This is a genomic window from Paenibacillus sp. J31R120 (genome assembly GCF_056269225.1).
The window spans coordinates 36,299-60,338 of the sequence record NZ_JBWDNN010000003.1 but is presented as its reverse complement, the minus strand read 5'-3'; the positions used below and the strand labels follow the sequence as shown (position 1 = coordinate 60,338).

The following is a 24,040-nucleotide window of genomic DNA, read 5'->3' as shown; positions in this document are numbered from 1 at the left end:
GCAGCACCCCGTTCAATCACGTACAGGGTGCTGCTCTTTTCATATAGGACTAAGTACGAATCGTCTTCAGAGCGCCGCTCCATGCGATGACTTGATCCAGCATGCCATTCACATTGGTCAAGTGCAGGTCGGCAGGCTTGAATACGGTGCCGTTCTCGAAGTCTGTGAATAGCGACAATGCCGCATGAATGCGAACGTCGGCGACGGATACCTCGCCAAGAATGCCTCTCAGATGCTCTACGGCGCGTGCGCCGCCGACGGAGCCGTAGCTGACGAAGCCGGCAGCTTTGTTGTTCCAGGCGTCGCGAGCGTAATCGATCGCATTTTTAAGCGCTCCGGAGATGCTATGGTTGTATTCTTGCACGATAAAGACGAAGCCGTCCAGGCTCGCCAGCTTAGCATTCCACTTGGTCGCTTGCTCCGTTGCATCCTCTTCGCCAAGAAGAGGCAGCTTATAGTCCGCAATATCGACGATTTCATAGTTGGCATCGCCGCGCTTATCCGCGATTCCTTTTACCCATTCGCCTACCTGTGGGCTTACACGCCCTTGACGCGTGCTTCCGAGAATAATTCCGATATTCAGCTTTGACATCATGATGTCCTCCTTATTATCATTATTAGATGCGGTGCTGGCTGCCAACGATGAGTCGCTGCATCCAGTTCTGTTTCAACCAATCTTTTACACTTATAGATTATGCGGCTGTATGCCTCATTTCATACATGATTTAATGGTAAATCAGCCAGCAGGGGAGACATCATGGCAATCATACGGAATTTGCGCAAGGAAGATAACACGGCGATCGAGCTGGTCGTTCGCAGCTGCTTGATCGAATTCGGCGGCAACCGCGCCGGACTGGCATGGGAGGATGCTAGCTTAGCGGATCTTTTTCACTATTATGATGAACATCAACATGCTTCATATTGGGTCGTGGAGATGGATGGACAGGTTGTCGGCGGCTGCGGGATTGCGCCGTTCGCGGAGTCGGAGACGATCTGCGAGCTGCAGAAGATGTATTTGCTTCCTCAAATAAGAGGGACAGGGATAGCCGGCTCGCTGCTTCAAACGGCACTGGAATTTGCGAAGTTGCATTACCGACATTGTTATCTCGAGACGCTTCAGACGATGGGCGCTGCTAATCGCTTCTATGCCAAGCACGGATTCAAGCAGCTTGACGAGCCTCTTGCCGGCTCAGAGCATTATGCATGCGATGCTTGGTTTATGAAGGAACTGTAGGCAGGGATCACAACTTTTTGCTGGATCAAATTTCCTATACCGTATAAAATGGGAGTAGAAACTTGCGGACAGGGAGAGAAACACGAATTTGACAAGACAACAGATTAGTTACCAGACGGTTATCCGCCTCATCAGTTATGGTCTGCTCCTTTCCTTTTTATCGTTTTGGGTGAGCTTCTACCAATATCCTTTATGGGCTGACTATATGAAAACGAGCGGCACTATTGTCTATCTGTTCGTCACCGTCATTCTGGCATTGTGGCTGGATGGATATATCGACGGGAAGCCGAGAGAGGGTGCCAACCGTTTTCTTTTCTTTACCCTTTTTGCAGGCAGCACAATCATGTCACGTGTCATCTATGGACGGATGGATGGAGCAGATCATGAAATCTTGCTGGTCATCACGGCCTCACTGCCTTACATGATCTATACGTTCTATCTGCTTCGCAAGTTTGTGGCGTTCCTCACCAGGAAGACAGGACAAGAGCTAGGCTCGTTATGGAATATTTTCTTTATCGGCAGAATTTTTTATGCCATCGTGATGGGAACAGCCTTTTTGTTGGGATATGGCACGCATGTCCTGTTATTAGAAGTATGGGGGAATCCGGCATGAACATTGGTGCAGCGGAATGTACAGATTTGTCTGCTATATTGCAGTTGCAAATCGAAGCCTACCAAAGCGAAGCGGAGCTGTATCAAGATTACAGCATCCAACCGCTTACACAAACGATTGAGGAGCTGGAGCAGGAGCTTGCAGATGGCATCTTGCTGAAAGCCGAGCTGGACGGACGCATTATCGGCTCGGTGAGGGGACACCTACAGGAGGGGATTCTGTCGATCGGCAAGCTGATCGTCGCTCCGTCCCATCAAAATCAAGGGATCGGCACCAAGCTCATGAAGGCCATTGAGGCTTGGGACGCCGAAGCCCATCGTTTCGAATTGTTCACCGGTCACAAGAGCTTGAAGAACCTGGCGTTGTATGAACGGCTAGGCTACCGCAGATTCAAGGAGTTTCTGGTGAATGACAATCTTATTTTGGTTTATCTCGCCAAAACGAACGCTTAGTCCTGATCCATTAGCATCCGAACAAAGGAGTCTGCCGCTAACGACAGGTTCATGTCGCGGCGCAGGGCCAGTCCGATGCTGCGGGAGGGGAGTGCTTCCTCCAGTTGAAGCTCGAATAACTCTCCAGCCTTTATTTCCTCTTGGATAAAAGAGCGGTTGATGAATGCAGCTCCATATCCCAGCATGGCGAATTCAACTAACAGATCGACGCTTCCAAGCTCGATATCCGGCTTCATCTCCACGCCCCTTCGATTCAGCCACTCATCAATCGCGCTTCTTGTACTGCTGCCCGGTGACATCATGAGCAGCGGCAATTGCGCCAATTCCTGCGAAGCCAAGGTCCGATTCGACCATTCCTTGAACCGCTTGCCAACGACGAAACAATGCTCGAACGAGGCAAGCTCTCGTATTTGAAGCATAGGGTCGATCAGCGGCATATGCACAATGCCGCAATCCAGCAGCCCGTCCTTCAGCCGATTGGCAATATCGGGCGATTTGCCGTGCGACAGCCGGATGCGGATACCCGGATATTGCTGATGATATCGGTTCAAATAAGGAAGCAGCACATGCTTAATCAATGAATCGCTCGCTCCGATCCGCAGCTCGCCTTCATTCAGCTGCTTCATCTCCCGAATATAATGCTGCCCGGCATCCAATAACGAAAAGGATTGCTCCACATAAGCCAGCAGCGATCTGCCTTCTTCGGTAAGCGATACCCCCTTGGACATCCGGTGAAAGAGCTTCAGTCCAAGCGCATCCTCCATTTGCTTAATCGCATAGCTCACAGATGGCTGGGTAATATGAAGCTGCTGGGCAGCCTTCGTCAAATTCCCTTGCTTCGCCGTTTGCAGAAAAATACGATACCATTCCAGATTGATCATGATATAGACCTCCTTTATAACAGAGATAAAAAATAGGTATTTTCTCTATTTCATTGCTCTCATTATAATCAACTCAAGACAGTCAATCAATGAGTAGAGGTGAGAGGATATGGAACAACTGAAGAGCATCCCCGATATGGAAGCCCGTACACCATGGTCATCCCATCAAGGAATCAAGCAAGTGAGCATTAGCCCTCCACAGCAGAAGATAGCAGGCACCATCCGTGTCTCGGGAAGCAAAAGCCTTACGAACCGCGCTTTAATCCTGGCTGCGATGGCGGAAGGCACGTCTCGAATAAACGGTATCCTCAGAAGCGATGACGCGTATTGGTGTATCGAAAATCTGAGGAGGCTTGGTATAAACGTTACTTTGGAAGGAGAATCCGCAATTGTGGACGGATGCGGAGAAAACTGGCCTGTGAAGGACGGAGAACTGTATGTCGGGGCGGCAGGAACAGTAGCCCGATTCTTGCCAGGCGCGCTGGCGGCTGGACACGGTTCTTGGACCTTCAAAGGAAGCAAGCGGATGGAAGAGCGTCCGATTACGCCTTTATTAACGGCATTAATGAGCCAAGGCGCTCATATCAGCTATCTGAATCAAGAGCATGCGTATCCTTTTGTCTTGGAAGCCAGCGGTTTGAATGGAGGGACTGTCGAGATAGCTGGTGATCAATCCAGCCAGTTCGTAAGCGGCCTGCTCTTAGCTGCACCATACGCTCGTCAGCCAATAACTCTAAAACTTCAGGGATCGACGGTGCAGAAGGAATATGTCAACATGACGATAGAATTGATGCGCGCATTTGGCATACAAGTGGAAGAAGGGGGCGGCTCATACGCTATTCCGATAGGAAACTATGCGGCTCGTTCCATTGAATTGGAGCCGGATATATCAACAAGCTGTTATTTCTGGGCTATGGCAGTTTTGACAGGCGGGCAGATACGGACAGAAGGCATTGATGCGGCTCGTACACGCCAGCCCGACATTGAGATGTTAGGCGTACTGGAGCAAATGGGCTGCATGGTGTCGCGCGGAGAGGGTTATGTCGAAGTAGAGGGAGCGGCTCAGTTGCGTGGGGGCTTCGAGATCAGCATGGAACGATGGTCCGATCAGACGCTGACGATGGCGGTGCTTGCGCTGTACGCAGATGCGCCTATCACGTTGAAGGACGCTGGCCATATCCGCCATCATGAGTGCGACCGAATAGCTGCCATTTGTACCGAGCTGCGAAGGCTCCAGGTTGGCGTAGAGGAGCATGCTGACGGATTAACCGTCTATCCGGGCGCTCCGGTCCCGGCTGTGCTGGATTCGTATGACGACCACCGCATGGCCATGGCGTTGTCGCTCATCGGTTTAAGAGTGGACGGCATCACCATTCTCGATCCGGGCTGTGTGTCGAAGACTTGTCCCGATTACTTCGAGCGGCTTCGCGACTCGGTGTATATTCAATATCTATTAGTCCATAAGCAACAAATATTTCTAAAAAACGTTATGAATAGAAAAAGGAGAGTGGTGTAAAACATGAAAAAGTTTTGGATAGGCATGATTTGCGGGATCATACTTTGTTTTGCCACGGCAGCAGTGGCATCAAAGGCGGTACAAGGTACGCTCTTTCCGAGTAAAATCACGATTTATAACGGCGCACAAGTGAAGGAACTCAGTACGACAAAGGGTACAGTGGTCATAAACTACAAAAATCAAACGTACATTCCATTGCGCCTCTTCTCCGAATCCATGGGATCCAAAGTCAACTTTCAATCTGCATCTTCAGCCAATGGCAATTTGAATCAAATTCAAGTTTTTAGTTCATTAACTTTGTCAGGGCTCCATTTGCAGAGCAATGAAGGCTATGCGTCGGCAGGTCACTTGATGACGAGCAAGAATGACAACGGATATATTGAAGGCGGAATTATCAAAATCAATAAAGAGATGAAGGGCAAGCAGATCGTATTAGAAGCCTTAAAGGATAATGTGGTGGTTGGCGAATCCGATTATTTCTATATCGATAATGAAAATATTAATCCGCCAAAGCCTGGCGACATCAGATCGTTCAAAACTTTTTTATCGTTTGCCTATCCTCATAAAGAGGTCACATTCAGATTGAAAGTGCTTAATTTCGTACATGTAAAGTCTAATCCAATAGGGGAGCTTATGGGACGAGAAGCAGAGTACTACACAGCCCCATTATATGGAGGGATAACGCCACCGTTTGGCTCTGGTGACGGATACTCTATTGCAGATCGAGCCGTTATGCCATTCTCCTTTAGCTTGACTAATGTTAGCGATGATACTCTCGTACTGGATGAAACGCCATTATCTTTTATCGTGTACAAAACAGACCCGGATGGCTCTAATCCGAAAAAGGTGACGGAATACAAGCTTCCGCCTCTGAAGGGCAAGCTTGCCCCTGACGAAGCGTTTGATCTTACTATTCCTTGGTACATGAAAGATGAAACTGGTACAGTCAAACCCGGTGATTATCTAGCCTCGCTGGTCATCCCTGAGAAAATCCATCTTCTTAATGAAACGACGGGAAAGAAACAAGTATGGAATACAAGCTTAAGGTATGGCACACAGTTTGGTATCAAAATGTTATAGCGTACCCATAAGGCGTCCCTATCGATGATGAAATCGAAGGGACGTTCTTTTGCCTACATGATATAATGGGAATGTATGTTCGGAGGGGTGGGTAATCATGAAACTAGAAAATGAGGGCGACATTATTCGTTTAGTAAAAGAGGATAAGTGGATGATGGACATTTTGCATAATGCCCAAACTCTTCAATTGCCTGATTGGTGGGTCTGTGCCGGTTTCGTTCGATCTAAGATATGGGATACGTTGCATGGTTTTACGGCAAGATCGCATCTGCCTGATATTGATGTCATCTATTTTGATAAGCGCAATCTAGATGAAGTAGTGGAAAAGCAGCTGGAACAAAAGCTTAAGCAGTTAGACTCTACCGTCCCGTGGTCTGTCAAAAACGAAGCGAGAATGCATATCGTGAATAACATCCCGCCGTATGATTCTTCGGTTGATGCCATCTCCAAATTTCCAGAAACGGCAACAGCCCTGGGGCTATCCTTAGATAAGAACGGCAACGTAGTTCTCACCGCTCCTTGCGGCATAGAGGATGTACTGGGCTTGAACCTGAGGCCAACGCCTTATTTTCAAGAAACGAATGAAAGAGCAAGAATCTATGAAGAGCGTATTCGCAAGAAAAATTGGGTAAGCACTTGGTATAGAATCAATATTCACCCTATTCATCAAGCTCGGTAATACGTTTATTTATCCCTTTATCGGCCTGGTAAAGGCAATGTTCCTTTTGTGCGCACATACCTATAAATGATATACTTATCTTATAAGACTAAACCATTAGACTCATTAATCATTAATGACATTAATTTAAAGTGAATACCTTGATTCAAGCTGACAGCGCATGTGTTTTTGCGATTTCTATTGACGAAAGGGAGAGGGATATGACGATAGCTCATCAGTTTCCGGTTGTGAAAGCAGAGATGCTTATTCGCAGGCCAACCTATGAAGTGTTTGAAGCATTCGCGAACCCGGCCATAACGACCAAGTTCTGGTTTACCAAAAGCAGCGGAAGGCTCCAGGCGGGCAGCCATGTTCGTTGGGAGTGGGAGATGTATGGCGTATCCGATGTACTCCACGTCAAGGAAATACGCCAAAACGACTATATCCTGCTCGAATCGTCGGACGGTACACTGATTGAATGGGTATTTGCCACACGGGATGAAGACGGCACATTTGTCACGATTGCGAATTCGGGCTTCACCGGCACGGGTGATGAAATCCTCCAGCAAGCGATTGACTCCATGGGCGGATATACGATGGTGCTGTGCGGTCTCAAAGCTTACCTGGAGCATGGCATCATTCTGAATCTGGTTGCGGACAAAGCGCCGGATGCCCATGTGCAGGGATAGCTAACGCATCAACGCAGCAATCCCCCTTAATTGGAGGAAGAATGCAAAAAATTCGTCACGAACTTCATAGGCGGCTCCCTGTCGAAGGTGTATGCTAAAGGCATTACCTGAAAGCAGGGAGGAGCAAGGAACATGTCGCAAGAATCATCTATGATCGTGCAGCAAGCTACGTTGGAACAATTGGAGGAAATCGCCCCGCTTTTTGATGCTTACCTGATATTTTATGGACAGCCATCCGACCTGGAGGGCGCCAGGCAATTCCTGTTCAACCGGTTCGAACATCAACAATCCGTTATCTTCATCGCCACCGACCAAGCAAGCGGAAAGGCTATCGGATTCACGCAATTGTATCCCGTCTTTTCTTCCATCTCAATGAGACGCGCCTGGATTCTAAACGATCTGTACGTGCTGGAGCAAGAACGAGGCCGCGGCGCAGCCAAGCTGCTGCTGGAGCAAGCGAAGCGTCATGGACAGCTTACGGGGGCGAAAGGAATCGAGCTGTCAACTGCACCGGATAACTTAATCGCACAAACTTTGTATGAGAAAAATGGCTATGAGCGCGACGAGACCTTTCTTCATTACTTCTTAACGTTATAGCAAAACCTTTTCGCTAATGATTCCATTGACAGAAAATGGGTAGCGAGCATATAATCGATTAAAGCTTAGTATTTGCATTGGAATTATTGGATAAAGGAAGCGGCCAATCATGAACCACATAGGGATGCGATACCCGACATACTCGCGTCTACCGGATGACCGGAGACTTCTTATGCACCGCCATAAGAAGTCTCTTTTTGTTTTTCAGAAAATCTAGCTGGCGAGAGGGATCATCTGTTCCAATCATCAAAACAGGAGGTGTGCGCTATGAATTTGGAAAATATCGAGGCATTTGTGTTCATTAATCATTATGGGAGCTTCAATAAAGCAGCGGAAGTGCTGTACCTGTCACAACCATCCGTAACGGCCCGTATCCAATCCCTCGAGAGGGAGTTGAACTGCAAGGTGTTCGACAGGCTGGGCAAACAAATTCAGATTACGGAGGAAGGCAGGCGATTCCTGCCTTATGCCCAGCAAATCCTGATGACCTACCAGAAAGGAAAGCTGCACACGAATCAGAAGAAGTCGCTGCCCGACGAGCTGCGGATCGGCAGTACGTTGTCTGTATCGAATTATATCATTCCCGATCTGCTTCCAAGGCTTAAGGACCGATTTCCGAATACGCACTTCAAGCTCATTACCGGCACGTCCGATGATATTATTCATAAAGTCATTAACAAGGAAGCGGACATCGGCTTCATTCGCAACATTAGCCATCCGAATCTGCAATCGGTGAAGTTTTTTGAAGATCCGATACGCTTGTACGTCTACGAGGGACATCCGTTCTTGTCCGAAACGCGAATTCCCATTGATGAAATAGCGGCACAGCCGCTCGTATTCTTCGAATGCGGGGCGCTCGACTGGCTGCGCATCCACCGCATATTCGGCAGTCTGGACAGACCGCCCAATATTCAATTCCTGGTCGACAATTCAGAGACCGCGAAGAAGCTCGTCATGCAGAAGGCAGGCATCAGCTTCTTGCCCAGCCAAAGCGTCCAGCAAGAAACCCGCGAGGGCAAGCTTATTCCGATTCGGTTGCCGGATACGGAGGGCATCTCGCTGCAGACCAACCTGATTTCATGCCACGGCAAAAACGCCTTGTTCTTCTCAGCCATCAGCGAATTCGGCAAGGAGCTGTCGGCGCGAAGGGATGGACTAATTGCTTCAATCGGCTAGCGGTTGAATGGGATCTATTGAAACAAGTCCTCCTATCAAATTATTGGATCGTTGTATAGATTTTCTCTATTATGGGACGGATTGACCACTTTGAAAGGCGAGTGCTACAGTTAGGTCAGCCATAAACCACACTTAACCTGTAGGATTTATGAGTTTAATAATAAGCCATTGGAGGAACCTGTTTTGAAAAAAATATCCGTTATCGCTTTAGCACTTGTCTTCACGCTTGCGGCATCCGCCTGCTCCAGCGAATCCAGCCCTGCTTCATCAAGCGGTGCGCAAAAAATTGTGATCGGCACCGGCAACGACTTTGAGCAAATTGCTTTCCTGGATGACAAAAACAATCTGACCGGCTTTGACGTCGAGCTTTTGCGCGAAATCGACAAGCGGCTGGACGACTATGAGTTTGAATTCCAAACGATGGATTTCTCCAACATTCTGCTCAGCCTGGAGACGAAGAAGGTCGATCTGGCCGCCCATCTCTTCGAGAAGAATCCGGAGCGCGTCGAGAAGTTTCTATTTAATGAAGAGCCTTATGCTTATTGGAGAAATAAAATCATTATCGCTTCAGACAACAACGACTCCATTCAGACTCTGGACGATCTGGTAGGGAAGAAGGTGCTTGTCGGGCCTACCAGCGCACAAGCTCAAATTCTGGAGAACTACAATAAGGAACACAAGGAAGGTATTCATATCGTCTATCAGCAAAACGATGCCAATGACGATGTCATTCAAATTACTTCCGGCCGCGTCTACGCGACGCTCGGCGCAGATTTCTTGCTTCCGATCAAGGACCCGCAGGGCAAGCTGAAGACGGTAGGCGAATCGCTGAATGAAGGAAACATACAGTACGTCTTCCGCAAGGATGATCCAGATTCCAAGAAGCTTGCCGATGCGGTAGACGCTGCAGTCAAAGAGCTGAAAGCGGATGGCACGCTCAAGAAGATAAGCGAGGAATGGCTTGGCCAGGACTTCTCCAAATAATGCGCCAGGCAGCCCGTTAGCCGGGCTGCCGAAAGTGGGGTGAGGACGATAGATGGGGCAACATCCATTTGATATCTCCTATGTATTCGAATATTTCGTCAGACTGCTGCCGTCCCTGCGCATTACGCTTTATATCGTAGTTAGCTCAATCCTTCTCGGCTTGATTGTCGGTCTGCTCGTCGCGCTGCCGCAGTTGTACCGTGTGCCGGTGCTGCAGCGATTGGCGCGTATCTACATTTCTTTTTTCCGGGGAACACCGATTCTGATCCAGCTGTTTCTATTCTACTACGGCATGCCAGAGCTGCTGAAGCTGATCCATATCGATGTCAGCAAGACGCCAACCTTGTTTTTTGTCATTCTGACGTACTCGCTTCATAGCGGGGCGTATATCTCAGAGGTCATTCGCGGGGCTGTCACAGCGGTCGACAGGGGGCAAGTCGAGGCAGCGTATGCAATGGGGATGAATGGCTATCAGGCTTTTGTCCGTATTGTTATCCCGCAAGCGCTGGCGATTTCGATACCGGTATTCGCCAATGTCGTACTCGGCAATCTGAAGGATACGTCACTGGCTTTCTCTTTAGGCATACTCGAAATTACGGGAAAGGCGCAGACGATCGGCACGCTGTCGCAGCGCTTCGCCGAAATCTATCTGTCGCTCGCGCTTCTGTACTTTATCATCTGCGTAGTGCTGGAGCGATTGTTCTTCCGGCTGGAGAGAAGGCTTCTGCGTCATGAGCGCTCCGCAGAAGCAGAGCAACGGCTGCGTCGCATAGAAGGTTCTTTCTTCGGCAGGGTGACCAATGCGGCGAAGCTTCGCAATAAGGAGGCCAGACTATGAAACTCGATCCTTCCTTCATCTGGACGGCATTTACGCTGTTATTGTCCGCAATCCCGACAACGCTAATTATTACGGCAGTAGCCATGGGCTGCGGGACGATCATCGGCACAACGGTCGCTTTGATCCGAATCTACCGTGTGCCTGTGCTGCATCAGCTGGCTGCCGCATACGTGACGTTCATTCGCGGAACGCCGATGCTGACGCATCTGCTGCTTATTTACTTCGGCTTGCCGTATCTGATCGACGGCCTTGCTATACAGCTTGGGTGGTCGTTCCGCTCCGTGTCCATTCCGATGATCGGCTTCGCCTACATCTCGTTTTCGATTACAGCAGGCGCATATTTGTCGGAGGTCATTCGCTCCGGGCTGCTTGCCGTGAATAAGGGGCAGCTGGAAGCGGCGTATTCCCTCGGCATGACGACCAGGCAAGCGATGAAACGAATCGTATTCCCCCAAGCCTTCGCGATCCTGCTGCCCAGTCTGTCCAACAGCACGATCAATATGCTGCATGGCACGACGCTCGCCTTCACCATATCGGTGGTCGACATTAACGCCAAATCGCAAATTATCGCTTCGTCGAACTGGAAGTTCTTCGAAGCTTACATTGCAGCAGCAATCATTTATTGGGGGCTTACGATCTTGATCGAACGAATTACCGCTACCATTGAAAAACGAATCAATCTCTATAACCGGGGTGGAGTTGCATGATCAGGCTGAAGCAAATCAAAAAGTCTTTCGGGCGCCAACATGTGCTAAAGGGGATCGATGTAAGCGTAGAAAAGGGTCAAGTCGTTGCTATATTGGGGCCAAGCGGATCTGGCAAAACAACGCTGCTTCGCTGCATCAACTTCCTGGAGCGGCCAAGCGACGGAGAGATTGAGATAGACGGAATCTCCGTACAGTGCAAGCGGCCCAGCAAGTCAGATATTCATACGCTTCGCAAGCAATCCGCAATGGTGTTCCAGCAATATAATCTGTTCCGTCATAAAACAGCTCTGGAGAATGTGATGGAGGGACTTGTCGTCGTGCAGAAGGTTCCGAAGGAGGAAGCGCGCGAACGCAGTATAGCTCTCTTGAAAAAGGTTGGCCTGGAGAACAAGCTGGACGCTTACCCCAGCCAGCTATCAGGCGGACAACAGCAGCGGGTCGGCATCGCGCGGGCGCTGGCGCTGAATCCGAAGGTCATTCTGCTGGATGAGCCGACGTCATCGCTTGATCCGGAGCTTGTCGGCGAGGTGCTGTCGGTCATCCGCAAGATTGCCAAGGAAGGCATCACGATGATTATTGTGACGCATGAGATGGCGTTCGCCCAGGATGTGGCCAGCCACATCATCTTCATGGATGACGGCCTGGTTGTGGAGGAAGGGACTCCGGCCGAGATTTTCAATTTCCCGAAGGAGGAGCGGACGCGGCAATTTCTGAAACGGTATACGCCTGACGGTGTCTATTCCATCTAGGAGGAGGGGATGTATATGACGATCACGCTCGGAATTTTGGATCAGAGCATTGCGTATGCCGGCCAGTCGCCAGCCGAGGCGCTTGCGAACACCGTGAAGCTGGCTCAGCTTGCAGAGGCTCTCGGCTACGAGCGCTTCTGGGTGTCGGAGCATCATGATTCGGCTCAGCTCGCGGGTTCCTCGCCGGAAGTACTGATCGGCTACTTGCTTGCAAGCACGGAGCGGATTCGAATCGGCTCCGGCGGTGTGATGCTTCAGCATTACAGCCCGTATAAGGTTGCGGAAAATTTCAATGTACTGGCTTCGCTTGCGCCTGGACGCGTAGAGCTGGGGATCGGACGCGCGCCGGGCGGTTTGCCGCGTTCGACCAAAGCTTTGCAGTGGAACGATGACGCAAGATCATTAAGCGATAAGCTTGCCGAAGTAGAGACGTATATGAGCGGCCCTGCGCCGGACGGACATCCCCTTGAGGGCTTGAAGGCAAGCCCGATCCCGGAGCAGCCGGCGGACATCTATATACTGGGCACAAGCATCGCCAGCGCGGAACTAGCCGCCGAACGCGGATTGCCTTATGTATTTGCCTTGTTCATCAACAACGATCCCTCCGCCGCCAAGCAGGCATTCGATATATACCGCAGCCGCTTTGCTAGTACGACAGGTTCAACGCCTCGCTCCATTCTCGCGTTATCTGTCATTGCCGCCGATTCCGACGAGGAAGCTGCGGAGCTGGCCGGCGAGCTGAAGAGTGTCCGGGTGACGCTGGCCAGCGGCAAGACGGTAAACGTCAGCACTGAGGAACAGGCACAAGAGTTCGCGCGTCAAGCGGGCGAGTCCTATACGACAGAGGTTCGCGCAGCCGATATGACGAAAGGGACCAAGGAGTCCGTGCGCAGTCGAATTCTGGAATTGGGCCGCTTGTACGGCGTGGAGGAGTTTATGATAACGACAGCTGTCGGAGAGTTCGAACAGCGTGTCCGTTCATTCACGCTGCTCAAGGAAGCATTGGCAGAGCAGGTTGTCTAATATCAACGGACACAGCATAAGGAGGCATACAGCGTGAGCACATCTGCTGCACAATCCATTCAGAAACAACTTGTCGCGATCAGGCGGCATCTTCATTCTCATCCGGAGCTGTCGCACGAGGAAGTGGAGACAACAGCATATATACGCGAGCAGTTGCAGGAGGCAGGCATTCGCATTGCGGCATTCCCGCTGCGAACCGGCATTGTCGCTGAGGTAGGAGGGCGTAAGGAAGGAGCTCTCATCGCCATTCGCGCAGATATCGACGCGCTTCCCATTCATGAGGAGACCGGCCTGCCATTCGCGTCCCAAGTTGCCGGTCGCATGCATGCATGCGGTCATGACTTTCATACAGCAGCCGTGCTGGGGACGGCTTTCTTGCTGAAAGAGCGTGAAGAGACGCTGCCCGGAACGGTTCGCTTCCTGTTCCAGCCGGCGGAGGAGAAGGCGAGGGGCGCGCTTGAAGTGATCGCCAGCGGCGCGCTTGAAGGCGTGCAAGCCATCTTCGGCTTGCATAACAAACCAGACCTGCCGGTTGGAACGATTGGCATTAAGGAAGGGCCAATAATGGCTGCCGCTGACGGCTTTGTGGTGGAAGTAGAGGGACGGGGGAGCCATGCAGCCGTACCGGAAGCATCGGTAGATCCGATCGTCATCTCCGCTCATATCATTACCGCCTTGCAAACGATCGTGAGCCGCAATGTCGGAGCACTGGAGAGCGCCGTCGTCAGCGTCACCCGGCTGAACAGCGGGACGGCTTGGAATGTCATTCCTGACAAGGCGCTGTTCGACGGCACGCTTCGAACGTTCGACGAGAACGTGCGCACAGCCGTCCGTGAGCGCTTCGAGCGAATTGCAACAAGTGTGGCCCAAGCATTCGGCGGAGCGGCGAACATCCGCTGGCTCGAAGGACCGCCGGCCGTAGTGAATGACGGAGCTTGGGCGGAAGCGGCTCGATCTGCTGCGGGGGCTGTCGGACTGACGCCCATTACCCCATTGCCGTCTCCTGCGGGGGAAGATTTTGCATTTTATTTGAGAGAAGTACCCGGATTGTTCGCTTTTCTCGGAACAGAAGGTCCGCAAGAATGGCATCATCCCGCGTTCGATATCGACGAGAAGGCTTTGCCGCTGGGAGCCGCTTTTTTTGCAAAGCTTGCCGAAGACGCCTTGAACCGGTTAACACATACCGCCCAATCCAGTACGAAAAGGAAGATGCCGCAATGAGTCAATTGCCAGTCGATATCGAAGCTTATCTGCATACGCATGAGCAGCTAAGCAAAGCCATCGGAGGATTAACAGAAGAACAATTAAAGTGGAAGGCAGCTCCGGAGTCTTGGAGCGTCACGGAAGTGATTGCCCATCTTGTTGATCATAGCATTGTCATTGCCTTCCGGCTCCGGGAGATCCTATCCGATTCCACAGTACGCTTGCCCGCCTTCAGCCAAGACGCCTGGGTTGCCGGGCAACGGGCGAACGACGGGAATGTTCATGAGTCCCTAAAGCTGTTCCAGTCGCTGCTGGAATACAACAGCGGGATCTTCAATCGGTTAACGCCGGAGGATTGGGAGAAGACCGGGGTGAACGCCAAGGGTGATACCGTTGCGCTGCCTTTGATTGTGAAGTCCTTCATCGCCCATGTCCAGAATCATCTGGGACAATTGGAGAGAATCAAGAGCGCTCTCGCAGCTGAGACCACGAAGTAAGGACAGGTTTGTTCCCGATTTCAGGAACAAGCGTCTCCTCCATACCAGGAAAGGCAGGTGAGTGTCATGACCCGTATTGTCATACGAGAAGCGGAGAAGACCGATGCTGAAGGGATTCAATCCATTATTCTGAATGCTTATAACCAGTATGAGCAGCATCTGCCGCAAGACCGCTGGGAGCAATATCAGGAGGATATGAAGAATGCAGTTCATAATGAGAAAGTGAAAGCGAGAATAGTAGCCGAGCTTGACGGAGAGCTTGTGGGCAGCGTATTCCTGTACGATTCATCCGAGGCGGCCTATGGGCTGCCGGAGCTCGGCATTCATTCACCGATTATGCGCCTGCTGGCTGTCACGACAGGAGCGCGCGGGCACGGCGTAGCCACGTCTTTAATACGCGCCAGTGTTAACCGATCGCTGCAATGGGGGGCCGAGACGCTGCATCTGCATACCAATGACATGATGAGTTCAGCCATTAAGCTCTATGAGCGGCTAGGCTTTGAGCGAGCATACGAGAAGGACATCATTAAAGGAGATTCCGTAGTAAAAAGCTATCGGCTTCTCTTAAGGAGTGAATATTCATGGGTAACCGCAAGCTACTGAAGCTGGGCGCGCTGATTCACGGCGTTGGCGGAAATATTACGGCATGGCGGCATCCCGATGTGCCAGTGGATGCCAGCGTCAGCTTCCCATTCTACAAGCAGCAAGCTCTGACGGCGGAAGCCGGGAAGTTCGATCTTCTGTTTATTGCCGACGGCCTGTATATTAACGAACAATCGATCCCGCATTTTCTGAACCGGTTTGAGCCGATCACGATTTTATCCGCACTGGCAGCTGCGACTACCAATATCGGACTGGTCGGCACACTGTCCAGCTCTTACAGCGAGCCGTTCACCGTTGCCCGCCAGTTCGGCTCCATCGACCATATTAGCGGCGGACGCGCTGGTTGGAACGTGGTCACTTCTCCACTGGAAGGTTCCGCGCGCAACTATAGCAAAGCGGAGCATCCGTCCCATGATGAACGTTATCAGATAGCCGAGGAGTATCTGGAGGTCGTCCGCGGCCTGTGGGACTCTTGGGAGGATGATGCCTTTGTCCGTGATAAGGAAAGCGGCGTTTTCTTCACCCCCGATAAGCTGCATCGCTTGAATCATAAAGGTAAGTATTTCTCCGTGGAAGGACCGCTTAACCTCGCTCGTTCCAGGCAGGGCCACCCTGTCGTCTTTCAGGCCGGTTCCTCCGAAAGCGGCAAGCAGCTCGCCGCCAAGAGCGCAGACGCCGTCTTTACCGGACATGATACGATTGAAGAAGCGAAGGCCTTCTACAAGGAAGTGAAAGACCGGACCGTCCAAGCTGGACGCTCGCGGGACGATATTGTCATTCTGCCGGGTATTGGCCCCATCATCGGACGCACCCAGGAGGAGGCGGACCGCAAGTATGAGGAGCTGGCCAGCCTTGTCAGCATCGACAAAGCGCTGGACTACCTAGGCCGGTTCTTCGATCATCACGACTTCAGACAATACCCGCTGGACGAACCGTTCCCGGAGCTGGGAGAGATCGGAGCGAACAGCTTTCGAAGCGGTACGGACAAGATCAAGCGGTATGCGAAGGAGTATGGTCTGACGCTCCGCCAGGCAGCGCTTCGTTCCGCAACGCCGCGAACGCCGTTCATCGGCACGCCGGAAGCGATAGCGGGCCTGATTCAGCAATGGTATGAGGAGGAAGCGGCTGACGGATTTATCATCTCGCCGCCGCTGCCGGGATTCTTGAAGGATTTCGTAGACCTTGTCGTACCGATTCTGCAGGAGAGAGGCCTCTTCCGCACCGAATACGAATCCGACACGCTGCGCGGCAATCTGGGTCTGCGCGTCCCGGCCAACCGTTATACGGCAGCCGTTCAACTGAATACGTAGCACTTAACAGTCGCTCATCACCGATCCCGTTCACACGAACGCCGGACCGGGGTTAGCGGCTTTTTTGCTTCAACATAGAGCCAATCTTCTTAATCAAATGAAGGAAAACTTTTCTATTCATAGATAGATTTATTCTATTATCCAAACCCTGTCCGCTGCGGTATGCTGAATACAGATAAAGTTAATTAATCTCATAGGAATTATAAGGATTAGTAAATATGCGAATCCCCTTAAGAAAGCAGGTGAATCGACATGGGGGAACTGTTAAGGGTGGAGCAACTGCAAATTGCGTTCCGCAACGATCAAGGGGAAACCGTATCGGTAGAGGACGTCAGCTTCACGATCCGGCATGGCGAGACTATGGCGATTGTCGGCGAGTCCGGCTGCGGGAAGAGCGTAACCTCATTAGCCATAATGGGGCTGCTGGGAGCAAGCGGCTCCGTTGCAAGAGGCAGCATTCGCTTTCTGGATAAGAGCTTGACCGCGGCAACGGAGCAGCAGCTTCGCAAGCTGAGAGGCAGCCAAATCTCTATGATCTTTCAGGAGCCAATGACCTCGCTGAACCCCGTGATGACGATCGGCCGGCAGATCGAAGAAGCGATCAGGCTGCATCAGGGCAGCTCACGCAAGGAAGCCAGGCGGCTGGCAATCGACATGCTGCGCAAAGTCGGCATTCCGCGGCCGGAATTCATCGCAAAGGCCTATCCGCATGTGCTCTCCGGCGGCATGCGGCAGAGGATCATGATCGCCATTGCACTCATCTGTCAGCCTAAGCTGCTTATCGCCGACGAGCCGACTACGGCGCTTGATGTCACTATTCAAGCGCAAATCATTGAACTGATGAAGTCGCTTCAGGCCGAGAACGACACAGCTATTCTGCTGGTCACGCATGATCTCGGAGTCGTTGCCGCAATGGCCGACCAAGTTGCCGTTATGTATGCCGGGCAAATTGTGGAAAGGGCAGATGTCTATACGCTGTTCCGGTCGCCCCGGCATCCCTATACGCAAGGCCTTCTGAACTCCATTCCCCGGCTGGATGCGAATGACAGAGGGCGAGCACCCGCTATACCGGGGCAGGTTCCCTCGCTTCATGAAATGCCGGAAGGCTGCCGATTTCATCCGCGATGCCCGTATGCGGATGCGAGATGCAGGGAACAGCAGCCCCAGCTCAGTCCGACAAGCGAAGATCATCATGTGAGGTGTTGGCTGACTGTCGCTTCCGAGCCAGATGAAGCCAAGGCGCCTGAAACGCAGAAGGTGGCCCTATGACCGAAGCGGTATCCATTCTTCATGATGAGCAGGCTGTCGAGCGCAAGCCGCTCATGCAGATTGAGCGGTTAAGCATGCATTACCCTATACGCGGTTCCTTCTTTACAAGACGGACGGGTGCGGTCAAAGCAGTGGACGATGTCAGCCTGACGTTGTACGAAGGAGAAACGGTCGGGCTAGTTGGGGAATCCGGCTGCGGCAAGTCGACGCTGGGGCGCACGATCCTTCGGCTGGAGCAGCCAAATAGCGGACGAATCCGGTTCGAAGGCAACGACATTACGAACGCCTCGACTAAGCAGCTTATTCCCGCAAGGATGCGCATGCAGATGATCTTCCAGGACCCGTACGCTTCGCTCAATCCCAGAATGCGCATTATCGACACGCTGTCCGAGCCGCTTCTTGTCCATCGGCTAATAAGCCGGGACGAAGTGCGGCGAGAGGTCAACAAGCTGCTGGAGCTGGTCGGGCTGCCGGCTTCGGCCGGCAATCGGTATCCCCATGAATTCTCGGGCGGACAACGGCAAAGAATCGGCATTGCCCGGGCATTATCGTTCAGGCCGAAGCTGCTCGTATGCGACGAGCCGGTATCCGCGCTGGATGTGTCGATCCAAGCGCAAATTCTGAATCTGCTGCAGGATTTGCAGGAAGAGCTTAAGCTCACGTACTTGTTCATCGCACACGGTATTGGTGCGGTGAAGCAGATCAGCACGCGCGTCGCTGTCATGTATTTGGGGAAAATCGTAGAGCTTGCCGATACAGAAGAGCTGTTCCGTCATCCGCGACATCCCTATACCCGGCTGTTGCTTGACGCTTATCCGCCTCCCGATCCGTCATTCAGGCGGAAGGGTGCCAGCGTAATCCTTCATGGCGACGTGCCAAGCCCGGCCAATCCGCCGGCAGGGTGCCGGTTCCATACCCGCTGCCCATACGCCGAGCAGCGATGTCGGATCGACCCGCCCCAGTTGACCGATCAGAGGCATGCCGTAGCATGCCATTACCCGCTAGCTTGAAGCTCATGCAGAAAGGAGGCTTACAGTGGGTCCTTACTTGGTTCGACGCCTGCTTATCGCCGTTCCTGTCTTTTGGGGCATCACGGTGCTCAGCTTCCTCATTATGAATATGGCGCCGGGCAATCCCGTGGACATGTTTATAAATCCGAATGTTCCGCCTGAGATGCGAGAGCTGAGGAAGGAGCTGCTGGGCTTAAACGATCCGGTCTATCTACAGTATTTGAAGTGGCTGGGCGGATTGCTGAAGGGAGAGCTGGGTTATTCGTTCAGCACATACGCGCCCGTCACTCAATTAATCGGAGAACGTATCGGCCCGACGCTGCTGCTGGCGTCATCTTCGCTGGCCATCGGCCTGCTCATCGCCATACCGGTCGGGATTCTGAGCGCGGTCAAGCAAAATTCAAAGCTGGATTATATGTTGACAGGGCTATCGTTTCTCGGCACGTCCATACCGCCATTCTTTCTTGGGCTTGGCCTTATCTATCTGCTTGGCATTGAGCTGAAGTGGCTGCCTACGGGCGGAATGAAGACGCTTGGCGGTGACGGGGGCATCGGGGATATCGCCGTTCATCTGATTATGCCTGTCTTGGTGCTCGGAATTACGATAGCGGGCAAAAAGGTTCGTTATGTGCGCGCAAGCATGCTGGATGTGCTCCAGCAGGATTACTTGCGGACCGCCCGGGCCAAAGGCTTAAGCGAATGGGCCGTTACGAACCGGCATGCGCTGCGCAACGCGCTTATCCCGATCCTAGCCGTCATCGGAGCCGAAATCCCGCTGCTGCTGGGAGGAAGCATCATTATCGAGCAAGTGTTCCAATGGCCCGGAATCGGACAGCTCACCATGGAAGCGATCCTGTCGCGGGATTATCCGACGCTGATGGGCCTTAATCTCGTAGCTGCTTGCGTCGTGCTCCTGACCAATCTGATCATGGACGTCTTGTATGCGGCAGCCGATCCGCGGATTGAATTTAACTAAAGAGGAGGGCAGACGATGAATGCGACGGAGCTTGCATGGAGCAAGGATGCCTTGGACTCGAAGAAAGGGACCGAAGGCGATCCGATAGCGCCACATTACGAAAGCTACGCCGGGCAAGTGAGACGGAGGTTCATGCGCCATAAGCTCGCCGTGTGGGGGCTTGGCACGACCTTGCTGCTGCTCGCTGCCGGATTATTGGCGCCATGGCTTGCGCCCTATCAGCCGAACGAAATTACCGACTCCTTCTCGGCTAGTCCGTCTGCGGGCTATCTGCTAGGCACTGATCAGGTGGGACGCGATGTGCTGAGCCGATTGCTCTACGGAATGAGAGTATCTTTGCTGATCGGCTTCACCACGGTCGCGATATACGTAACGTTCGGCACGTTCATCGGCATGATCGCCGGATATTACGGCAAGTGGGTCGATATGCTGCTCATGCGTATTACCGATATTTTCTTAAGCTTTCCTTACATGCTGGTCGTGCTCGTCATTGTCAGTGTAATGGGCGCAAGCCTGTGGACCATTATTATTGTGCTTGCTCTGTTCAAGTGGCCCGCGATCGCCATGCTTGTCCGAGGCATTGTCTTGTCGCTCAAGAAAGCGGATTATGTCCGGGCGGGCGTCGCTTTGGGATACCGCACGCCGCGCATTCTACTGCGCCATATCTTGCCTGGCGCAGCGGGCGCCATTATCGTCAACGCGACGTTCGGCGTCGCCAGCACCATCCTGAGCGAAGCCGGACTTAGCTTCCTCGGCATGGGAGTAAAGTCTCCGCAAGCAAGCCTTGGCAATATGCTGCATGACGCCCAGTCGCTCACGGTGCTCACAGAGCAGCAATGGCTGTGGCTTCCGGCAGGCTTTGTCATCCTGCTTACGGTGCTTGCCTTTAATTTTGTCGGCGACGGCTTGAGGGACGCGCTGGACGGCAGGCAATCGTAACGAAGCTTTAACATAGCTTGAACCACTACCGACGGAATACCGGATTGATTCACAAAAGATCATACTCATGAAACACAGACAAGGGGAGAGACAACATGCTGAAAAGAAGATTCAGAACAAGAAAATCAATGATTTTGATGGCCGCCATATTCGCACTGCTGCTGTCGGCTTGCAGCAAGCCGGAAACTCCGGAGGCTAATTCGTCGGCTAAGTCAGCCGGAGAGAAAACAGCTGATCAAACCCAAGAAATACCTGACGCAACGAATGCAGCTCCCAAAACGTTAACGATCGGCATCGTCAATGCGCCGGTCACGCTTAACCAGATCAATACGCAAGGCAGCTCCGCCTCGCTTGCTCCAATCAATCTGCTGAACGATGCGCTGCTCGATGTGACGGATGAAGCCGAGTTTATCCCGAAGCTGGCGGATTCCATTGATACGCAGGACAAACAAACGTACCGCATCAAGCTGAAAGCGGGCGCGAAGTGGAACGACGGAACGCCTTTTACGACTGCGGATGTCGCTTTCACCTTGAAATCAGCGCTGCACCCGAAGGTTGATACCTCGTTCCAGTTAAACTTCATTGAGGGCTTGAATGAAGCAGGCAAGCTTGATGAAGGCGTCACCGACATTACGGGTCTCACGGTGATCGATGCGACGACTTTCGAAGTCAAAACGAAGAGGCCCATTGATCCGCTTGTATTCAACGAACGGTTTGGCGTGAAGGTCAATTTCTTGCCCGAGCATATTCTGAAAGACGTCAACCCGGAGCAGCTTGCCACTCACGAGTACTTCCAGAAGCCGACGGTGACGATCGGGCCATACAAATTCGCCAGCTATGTGCAAGGCCAGCATGTCGAGGTGAAGAAGAATGAAAATTATTATCTCGATGTGCCGAAGATCGATACGATCTTCATCAAAGTGCTTCCGGCCGCGAACCTCGTTGCGCAGCTGCAGACCGGAGAGATCCAGTTGAACTCCCTGCCGGTCGGGCTTGTCCCGATTACGGATTACGATAAAGTAACCGGCTTCGATAATGTGAACGTCACATCGGCACCAGCCTCCGAGCCCGCCGAGCTGTTCTTCAATATCGAGAAGCTCCCGGATAAGAAAGTCAGACAGGCGATTGCCCATGCGCTTAATCGTCCTCAGATTGTTGAGAAGCTGCTGAAGGGGCAGGCCGAAATTATTGACGGCGGTATTCCGAGCAAGCATCCCTACTTCAACGCGAATATCAAAAACTATGATTACGACCCGGAGAAATCCAAGCAGCTTCTGAAAGAAGCCAATTGGGATACAAATCAAAAACTCACATTTCTCATTCCGGTCGGCAACAAAGTACGAGAGCAAGCAGCTGACATTCTGGTTCAAAATTTGGAGGCCGTCGGCTTGAAGATTGACGTGCAGAAGTTCGATTTTCCTACGCTCATCGACAAGGTTGAGAAGGGCGAGCACCATATTACGATATTCACAAGGGACTACTATATCGAACCTAGCTTATACTTCACAACCTACAAGAGCGATGATCCCGAAAGCGTCATCCGTTACAGCAATCCGCTCGTGGATGAGCTGATCCAGAAGGGCGAGAGGGAGATCGACGAAGCGAAGCGCCACGAGATCTACAATCAATTGCAGGAAGTGCTTCACGAGGACGTGCCGACGCTGGCGGTTTATTCCGAGAAGCGGCTTCAAGTCGTGTCCAAGGATGTCCTGGTCGGCAAGCCGCTTAATCTGGGCACGTTCAACAACGTCAATCAGTGGGATATCGCTGTGAAGTAGCTATCATCATGAATCATAGATTTTAGGCCAGTCATTGCTGCGCATGCGCGTCAGCTTCCCGAGCTCGCGCATGCGCCCCAACCTACGGTTGTAGAGGATATTTCCTTTATAATAAATCGCTTTAACCCATCCTATAGGAGGTGCAAGAAACATGGCAAATTTGAATTGTTTGGTATGCAGGTCGGATATTGAGGTGGAGGAGCAGGCTTCTACAGGCGAGATTGTGGAATGCGCTTCTTGCGGACAAGAGCATGAAGTGCAAATCGAGTCCCATCTGGTCTCGATCGCCCTGGCTCCGGAAATTGAAGAAACCTGGGGGGAGTAATCAACCACTATGACACCAACACATGCAGTGCTATTATGCGTGACGAAGCTCAGGGAAGAGGAACAGCGCATTGCCGGCTATCTAGGCGAGCTGGGCGTGCGCGTTCATGTCAATCTGGATTCAATGGAGCTGCCCCTTGGCACAGGAGAAGAATCCTCCTTCGCCATCGCCCTGATACGGTGCCTGTCACAGAGGAGCGCACTGCATCGGTCGCGGCTGCTGGAATTATCGGGCCTGCCTACTTTAAATTCGGTTGAGGCCATTACGATCTGCACGAATAAAATCCATCAGGCGATCGTATTCGAGAAGCACGGCGTTCCGCAGCCAAGGTTCAAAGTCCTATTTACGCCCGCCAAGCTTTATGACGCGCTGAATGAATTTGACGGTCTGTATGTGATTAAGCCGGCGACGTCGTCATGGGGGAGGGGGATTGCAAGAATAACGGGAAAAGAATGTTTGGACGGCTGGATGGCGGCCAGAGAATCAGTAGATCCCAGCCACCAATCGTTCCCGGTACTGGTACAGGAGTATGTCGAGAAGGGGGATTATGACATACGGGTCGTCATCGTCGGCCGCAAGCCGATTGCAGCGTTCAGGCGGGTATCCGCGGAGAACTGGAAGACCAATACTCATCTAGGCGCAGAGATTGAGCCCATCGAGATTAACGACGAGATCGCCTCTATCAGCAGCAAGCTAATTGAGGTGCTGGGAGAGGGCATATATGGCGCAGATTTGTTTTTCGATTATAAAAACCTGCGTTATGTCGTGTGCGAAGTGAATCAGAATCCGGAATTCGCCAAGTCATGGAAGGTGCATGGGGTAGATGTCGCTTACCATATCGCCCAATACGTAAAGGAAACGATTGATCAACAAGTTCATAACCAACAGCCCGCTAACGTTACGATTCATACCTGATAGAGAGAGGAGCTAGAT

At 51.9% G+C, this 24,040-nt stretch carries 27 protein-coding genes; 25 read left to right on the top strand and 2 right to left on the bottom strand.

Translation table 11 applies throughout. The features are described from left to right. Nucleotides 1-49 precede the first annotated feature (49 nt). The gene (locus AC0YNW_RS12510; RefSeq protein WP_475832693.1) at nucleotides 50-592 is read right to left on the bottom strand and encodes an NADPH-dependent FMN reductase; all 543 of its coding nucleotides are present in this window, start codon (nucleotides 590-592) and stop codon (nucleotides 50-52) included. Between the two features lie 165 nt (nucleotides 593-757). Here AC0YNW_RS12510 and AC0YNW_RS12505 point away from each other — a divergent pair, with 165 nt between their 5' ends. The 3 genes from AC0YNW_RS12505 (at nucleotide 758) to AC0YNW_RS12495 (ending at nucleotide 2,299) form a co-directional block, all read left to right on the top strand. Then, the gene (locus tag AC0YNW_RS12505; RefSeq protein WP_475832271.1) at nucleotides 758-1,234 is read left to right on the top strand and encodes a GNAT family N-acetyltransferase; all 477 of its coding nucleotides are present in this window, start codon (nucleotides 758-760) and stop codon (nucleotides 1,232-1,234) included. An 88-nt stretch (nucleotides 1,235-1,322) separates the two neighbouring features. Then, nucleotides 1,323-1,847 carry a hypothetical protein gene (locus tag AC0YNW_RS12500; RefSeq protein WP_475832270.1) on the top strand — a complete coding sequence of 175 codons (525 nt, stop codon included), beginning with the start codon at nucleotides 1,323-1,325 and terminating at the stop codon, nucleotides 1,845-1,847. Beyond that, entirely contained in the window at nucleotides 1,844-2,299 is a 456-nt protein-coding gene (locus AC0YNW_RS12495) for a GNAT family N-acetyltransferase (protein WP_475832269.1), read from the top strand. Before AC0YNW_RS12500 ends, AC0YNW_RS12495 begins: the two co-directional genes overlap by 4 nt. On the opposite strand, the gene AC0YNW_RS12490 is transcribed toward AC0YNW_RS12495, so the two are convergent. Then, nucleotides 2,296-3,180, bottom strand: coding sequence for a LysR family transcriptional regulator (locus AC0YNW_RS12490; protein ID WP_475832268.1), 885 nt, complete (start codon nucleotides 3,178-3,180; stop codon nucleotides 2,296-2,298). The genes AC0YNW_RS12495 and AC0YNW_RS12490 overlap by 4 nt on opposite strands. A 109-nt stretch (nucleotides 3,181-3,289) precedes the next feature. On the opposite strand from AC0YNW_RS12490, the gene aroA reads away from it, so the two are divergent. The 22 genes from aroA (at nucleotide 3,290) to AC0YNW_RS12380 (ending at nucleotide 24,022) form a co-directional block, all read left to right on the top strand. Continuing rightward, nucleotides 3,290-4,696, top strand: a complete 1,407-nt coding sequence (gene aroA, locus AC0YNW_RS12485; RefSeq protein ID WP_475832267.1) for a 3-phosphoshikimate 1-carboxyvinyltransferase — start codon at nucleotides 3,290-3,292, stop codon at nucleotides 4,694-4,696. 3 nt (nucleotides 4,697-4,699) lie between these two features. After that, on the top strand, nucleotides 4,700-5,776 hold the full coding sequence (locus AC0YNW_RS12480; protein ID WP_475832266.1) for a hypothetical protein: 1,077 nt from the start codon (nucleotides 4,700-4,702) through the stop codon (nucleotides 5,774-5,776). A 97-nt stretch (nucleotides 5,777-5,873) separates the two neighbouring features. Next, nucleotides 5,874-6,455, top strand: coding sequence for a nucleotidyltransferase family protein (locus AC0YNW_RS12475; protein ID WP_475832265.1), 582 nt, complete (start codon nucleotides 5,874-5,876; stop codon nucleotides 6,453-6,455). A 200-nt stretch (nucleotides 6,456-6,655) separates the two neighbouring features. Then, the gene (locus AC0YNW_RS12470) at nucleotides 6,656-7,123 is read left to right on the top strand and encodes an SRPBCC family protein (protein ID WP_475832264.1); all 468 of its coding nucleotides are present in this window, start codon (nucleotides 6,656-6,658) and stop codon (nucleotides 7,121-7,123) included. A gap of 132 nt (nucleotides 7,124-7,255) precedes the next feature. Then, nucleotides 7,256-7,720, top strand: a complete 465-nt coding sequence (locus AC0YNW_RS12465) for an N-acetyltransferase family protein (protein ID WP_475832263.1) — start codon at nucleotides 7,256-7,258, stop codon at nucleotides 7,718-7,720. Nucleotides 7,721-7,987: 267 nt separating this feature from the next. Beyond that, entirely contained in the window at nucleotides 7,988-8,896 is a 909-nt protein-coding gene (locus tag AC0YNW_RS12460; RefSeq protein WP_475832262.1) for a LysR family transcriptional regulator, read from the top strand. 183 nt (nucleotides 8,897-9,079) lie between these two features. Then, nucleotides 9,080-9,880 (top strand): transporter substrate-binding domain-containing protein, encoded by an 801-nt coding sequence (locus AC0YNW_RS12455; RefSeq protein WP_475832261.1) that lies wholly within the window; start codon nucleotides 9,080-9,082, stop codon nucleotides 9,878-9,880. A gap of 52 nt (nucleotides 9,881-9,932) precedes the next feature. After that, complete coding sequence (locus AC0YNW_RS12450) at nucleotides 9,933-10,718, top strand: amino acid ABC transporter permease (protein WP_475832260.1); 786 nt, start codon at nucleotides 9,933-9,935, stop codon at nucleotides 10,716-10,718. Next, nucleotides 10,715-11,425, top strand: a complete 711-nt coding sequence (locus AC0YNW_RS12445) for an amino acid ABC transporter permease (RefSeq protein ID WP_387472966.1) — start codon at nucleotides 10,715-10,717, stop codon at nucleotides 11,423-11,425. The genes AC0YNW_RS12450 and AC0YNW_RS12445 overlap by 4 nt, the downstream gene beginning before the upstream one ends. Next, nucleotides 11,422-12,174 carry an amino acid ABC transporter ATP-binding protein gene (locus tag AC0YNW_RS12440; RefSeq protein WP_475832259.1) on the top strand — a complete coding sequence of 251 codons (753 nt, stop codon included), beginning with the start codon at nucleotides 11,422-11,424 and terminating at the stop codon, nucleotides 12,172-12,174. Before AC0YNW_RS12445 ends, AC0YNW_RS12440 begins: the two co-directional genes overlap by 4 nt. Before the next feature lie 15 nt (nucleotides 12,175-12,189). After that, complete coding sequence (locus tag AC0YNW_RS12435) at nucleotides 12,190-13,197, top strand: LLM class flavin-dependent oxidoreductase (protein ID WP_475832258.1); 1,008 nt, start codon at nucleotides 12,190-12,192, stop codon at nucleotides 13,195-13,197. A gap of 33 nt (nucleotides 13,198-13,230) precedes the next feature. Continuing rightward, complete coding sequence (locus AC0YNW_RS12430) at nucleotides 13,231-14,418, top strand: amidohydrolase (RefSeq protein ID WP_475832257.1); 1,188 nt, start codon at nucleotides 13,231-13,233, stop codon at nucleotides 14,416-14,418. Beyond that, nucleotides 14,415-14,897, top strand: coding sequence for a DinB family protein (locus AC0YNW_RS12425; RefSeq protein ID WP_475832256.1), 483 nt, complete (start codon nucleotides 14,415-14,417; stop codon nucleotides 14,895-14,897). The genes AC0YNW_RS12430 and AC0YNW_RS12425 overlap by 4 nt, the downstream gene beginning before the upstream one ends. Before the next feature lie 66 nt (nucleotides 14,898-14,963). Continuing rightward, a complete protein-coding gene (locus AC0YNW_RS12420) occupies nucleotides 14,964-15,500 on the top strand; it encodes a GNAT family N-acetyltransferase (protein ID WP_475832255.1) in 537 nt (178 codons plus the stop codon). Further along, nucleotides 15,479-16,810: an LLM class flavin-dependent oxidoreductase gene (locus AC0YNW_RS12415; RefSeq protein WP_475832254.1), complete on the top strand. Its 1,332-nt coding sequence runs from the start codon at nucleotides 15,479-15,481 to the stop codon at nucleotides 16,808-16,810. The genes AC0YNW_RS12420 and AC0YNW_RS12415 overlap by 22 nt, the downstream gene beginning before the upstream one ends. Nucleotides 16,811-17,062: 252 nt before the next feature. After that, a complete protein-coding gene (locus tag AC0YNW_RS12410) occupies nucleotides 17,063-18,079 on the top strand; it encodes an ABC transporter ATP-binding protein (RefSeq protein WP_475832253.1) in 1,017 nt (338 codons plus the stop codon). Further along, entirely contained in the window at nucleotides 18,076-19,089 is a 1,014-nt protein-coding gene (locus AC0YNW_RS12405; RefSeq protein ID WP_475832252.1) for an ABC transporter ATP-binding protein, read from the top strand. Before AC0YNW_RS12410 ends, AC0YNW_RS12405 begins: the two co-directional genes overlap by 4 nt. A gap of 25 nt (nucleotides 19,090-19,114) precedes the next feature. Next, on the top strand, nucleotides 19,115-20,065 hold the full coding sequence (locus AC0YNW_RS12400; RefSeq protein ID WP_387472948.1) for an ABC transporter permease: 951 nt from the start codon (nucleotides 19,115-19,117) through the stop codon (nucleotides 20,063-20,065). 15 nt (nucleotides 20,066-20,080) lie between these two features. Next, nucleotides 20,081-21,004 carry an ABC transporter permease gene (locus AC0YNW_RS12395; protein ID WP_475832251.1) on the top strand — a complete coding sequence of 308 codons (924 nt, stop codon included), beginning with the start codon at nucleotides 20,081-20,083 and terminating at the stop codon, nucleotides 21,002-21,004. A 95-nt stretch (nucleotides 21,005-21,099) separates the two neighbouring features. Further along, complete coding sequence (locus tag AC0YNW_RS12390) at nucleotides 21,100-22,782, top strand: ABC transporter substrate-binding protein (RefSeq protein ID WP_475832250.1); 1,683 nt, start codon at nucleotides 21,100-21,102, stop codon at nucleotides 22,780-22,782. A 151-nt stretch (nucleotides 22,783-22,933) separates the two neighbouring features. After that, nucleotides 22,934-23,107 carry a lysine biosynthesis protein LysW gene (locus AC0YNW_RS12385; RefSeq protein ID WP_475832249.1) on the top strand — a complete coding sequence of 58 codons (174 nt, stop codon included), beginning with the start codon at nucleotides 22,934-22,936 and terminating at the stop codon, nucleotides 23,105-23,107. A gap of 9 nt (nucleotides 23,108-23,116) precedes the next feature. Beyond that, nucleotides 23,117-24,022, top strand: a complete 906-nt coding sequence (locus AC0YNW_RS12380; protein WP_475832248.1) for a RimK family alpha-L-glutamate ligase — start codon at nucleotides 23,117-23,119, stop codon at nucleotides 24,020-24,022. The last annotated feature ends 18 nt before the right edge of the window (nucleotides 24,023-24,040 follow it).

What these genes read in the sequence shown, in the direction of transcription:
- AC0YNW_RS12480 (WP_475832266.1), top strand. Translation starts at nt 4,700, where the DNA reads ATGAAAAAGTTTTGGATAGGCATGATTTGCGGGATCATACTTTGTTTT.
- AC0YNW_RS12380 (WP_475832248.1), top strand. Translation starts at nt 23,117, where the DNA reads ATGACACCAACACATGCAGTGCTATTATGCGTGACGAAGCTCAGGGAA.
- AC0YNW_RS12435 (WP_475832258.1), top strand. Translation starts at nt 12,190, where the DNA reads ATGACGATCACGCTCGGAATTTTGGATCAGAGCATTGCGTATGCCGGC.
- AC0YNW_RS12425 (WP_475832256.1), top strand. Translation starts at nt 14,415, where the DNA reads ATGAGTCAATTGCCAGTCGATATCGAAGCTTATCTGCATACGCATGAG.
- AC0YNW_RS12445 (WP_387472966.1), top strand. Translation starts at nt 10,715, where the DNA reads ATGAAACTCGATCCTTCCTTCATCTGGACGGCATTTACGCTGTTATTG.
- AC0YNW_RS12420 (WP_475832255.1), top strand. Translation starts at nt 14,964, where the DNA reads ATGACCCGTATTGTCATACGAGAAGCGGAGAAGACCGATGCTGAAGGG.
- AC0YNW_RS12470 (WP_475832264.1), top strand. Translation starts at nt 6,656, where the DNA reads ATGACGATAGCTCATCAGTTTCCGGTTGTGAAAGCAGAGATGCTTATT.
- AC0YNW_RS12475 (WP_475832265.1), top strand. Translation starts at nt 5,874, where the DNA reads ATGAAACTAGAAAATGAGGGCGACATTATTCGTTTAGTAAAAGAGGAT.
- AC0YNW_RS12465 (WP_475832263.1), top strand. Translation starts at nt 7,256, where the DNA reads ATGTCGCAAGAATCATCTATGATCGTGCAGCAAGCTACGTTGGAACAA.
- AC0YNW_RS12415 (WP_475832254.1), top strand. Translation starts at nt 15,479, where the DNA reads ATGGGTAACCGCAAGCTACTGAAGCTGGGCGCGCTGATTCACGGCGTT.
- AC0YNW_RS12495 (WP_475832269.1), top strand. Translation starts at nt 1,844, where the DNA reads ATGAACATTGGTGCAGCGGAATGTACAGATTTGTCTGCTATATTGCAG.
- AC0YNW_RS12510 (WP_475832693.1), bottom strand. Translation starts at nt 592, where the DNA reads ATGTCAAAGCTGAATATCGGAATTATTCTCGGAAGCACGCGTCAAGGG.
- AC0YNW_RS12405 (WP_475832252.1), top strand. Translation starts at nt 18,076, where the DNA reads ATGACCGAAGCGGTATCCATTCTTCATGATGAGCAGGCTGTCGAGCGC.
- AC0YNW_RS12395 (WP_475832251.1), top strand. Translation starts at nt 20,081, where the DNA reads ATGAATGCGACGGAGCTTGCATGGAGCAAGGATGCCTTGGACTCGAAG.
- AC0YNW_RS12410 (WP_475832253.1), top strand. Translation starts at nt 17,063, where the DNA reads ATGGGGGAACTGTTAAGGGTGGAGCAACTGCAAATTGCGTTCCGCAAC.
- AC0YNW_RS12440 (WP_475832259.1), top strand. Translation starts at nt 11,422, where the DNA reads ATGATCAGGCTGAAGCAAATCAAAAAGTCTTTCGGGCGCCAACATGTG.
- AC0YNW_RS12385 (WP_475832249.1), top strand. Translation starts at nt 22,934, where the DNA reads ATGGCAAATTTGAATTGTTTGGTATGCAGGTCGGATATTGAGGTGGAG.
- AC0YNW_RS12505 (WP_475832271.1), top strand. Translation starts at nt 758, where the DNA reads ATGGCAATCATACGGAATTTGCGCAAGGAAGATAACACGGCGATCGAG.
- aroA (WP_475832267.1), top strand. Translation starts at nt 3,290, where the DNA reads ATGGAACAACTGAAGAGCATCCCCGATATGGAAGCCCGTACACCATGG.
- AC0YNW_RS12450 (WP_475832260.1), top strand. Translation starts at nt 9,933, where the DNA reads ATGGGGCAACATCCATTTGATATCTCCTATGTATTCGAATATTTCGTC.
- AC0YNW_RS12390 (WP_475832250.1), top strand. Translation starts at nt 21,100, where the DNA reads ATGCTGAAAAGAAGATTCAGAACAAGAAAATCAATGATTTTGATGGCC.
- AC0YNW_RS12490 (WP_475832268.1), bottom strand. Translation starts at nt 3,180, where the DNA reads ATGATCAATCTGGAATGGTATCGTATTTTTCTGCAAACGGCGAAGCAA.
- AC0YNW_RS12460 (WP_475832262.1), top strand. Translation starts at nt 7,988, where the DNA reads ATGAATTTGGAAAATATCGAGGCATTTGTGTTCATTAATCATTATGGG.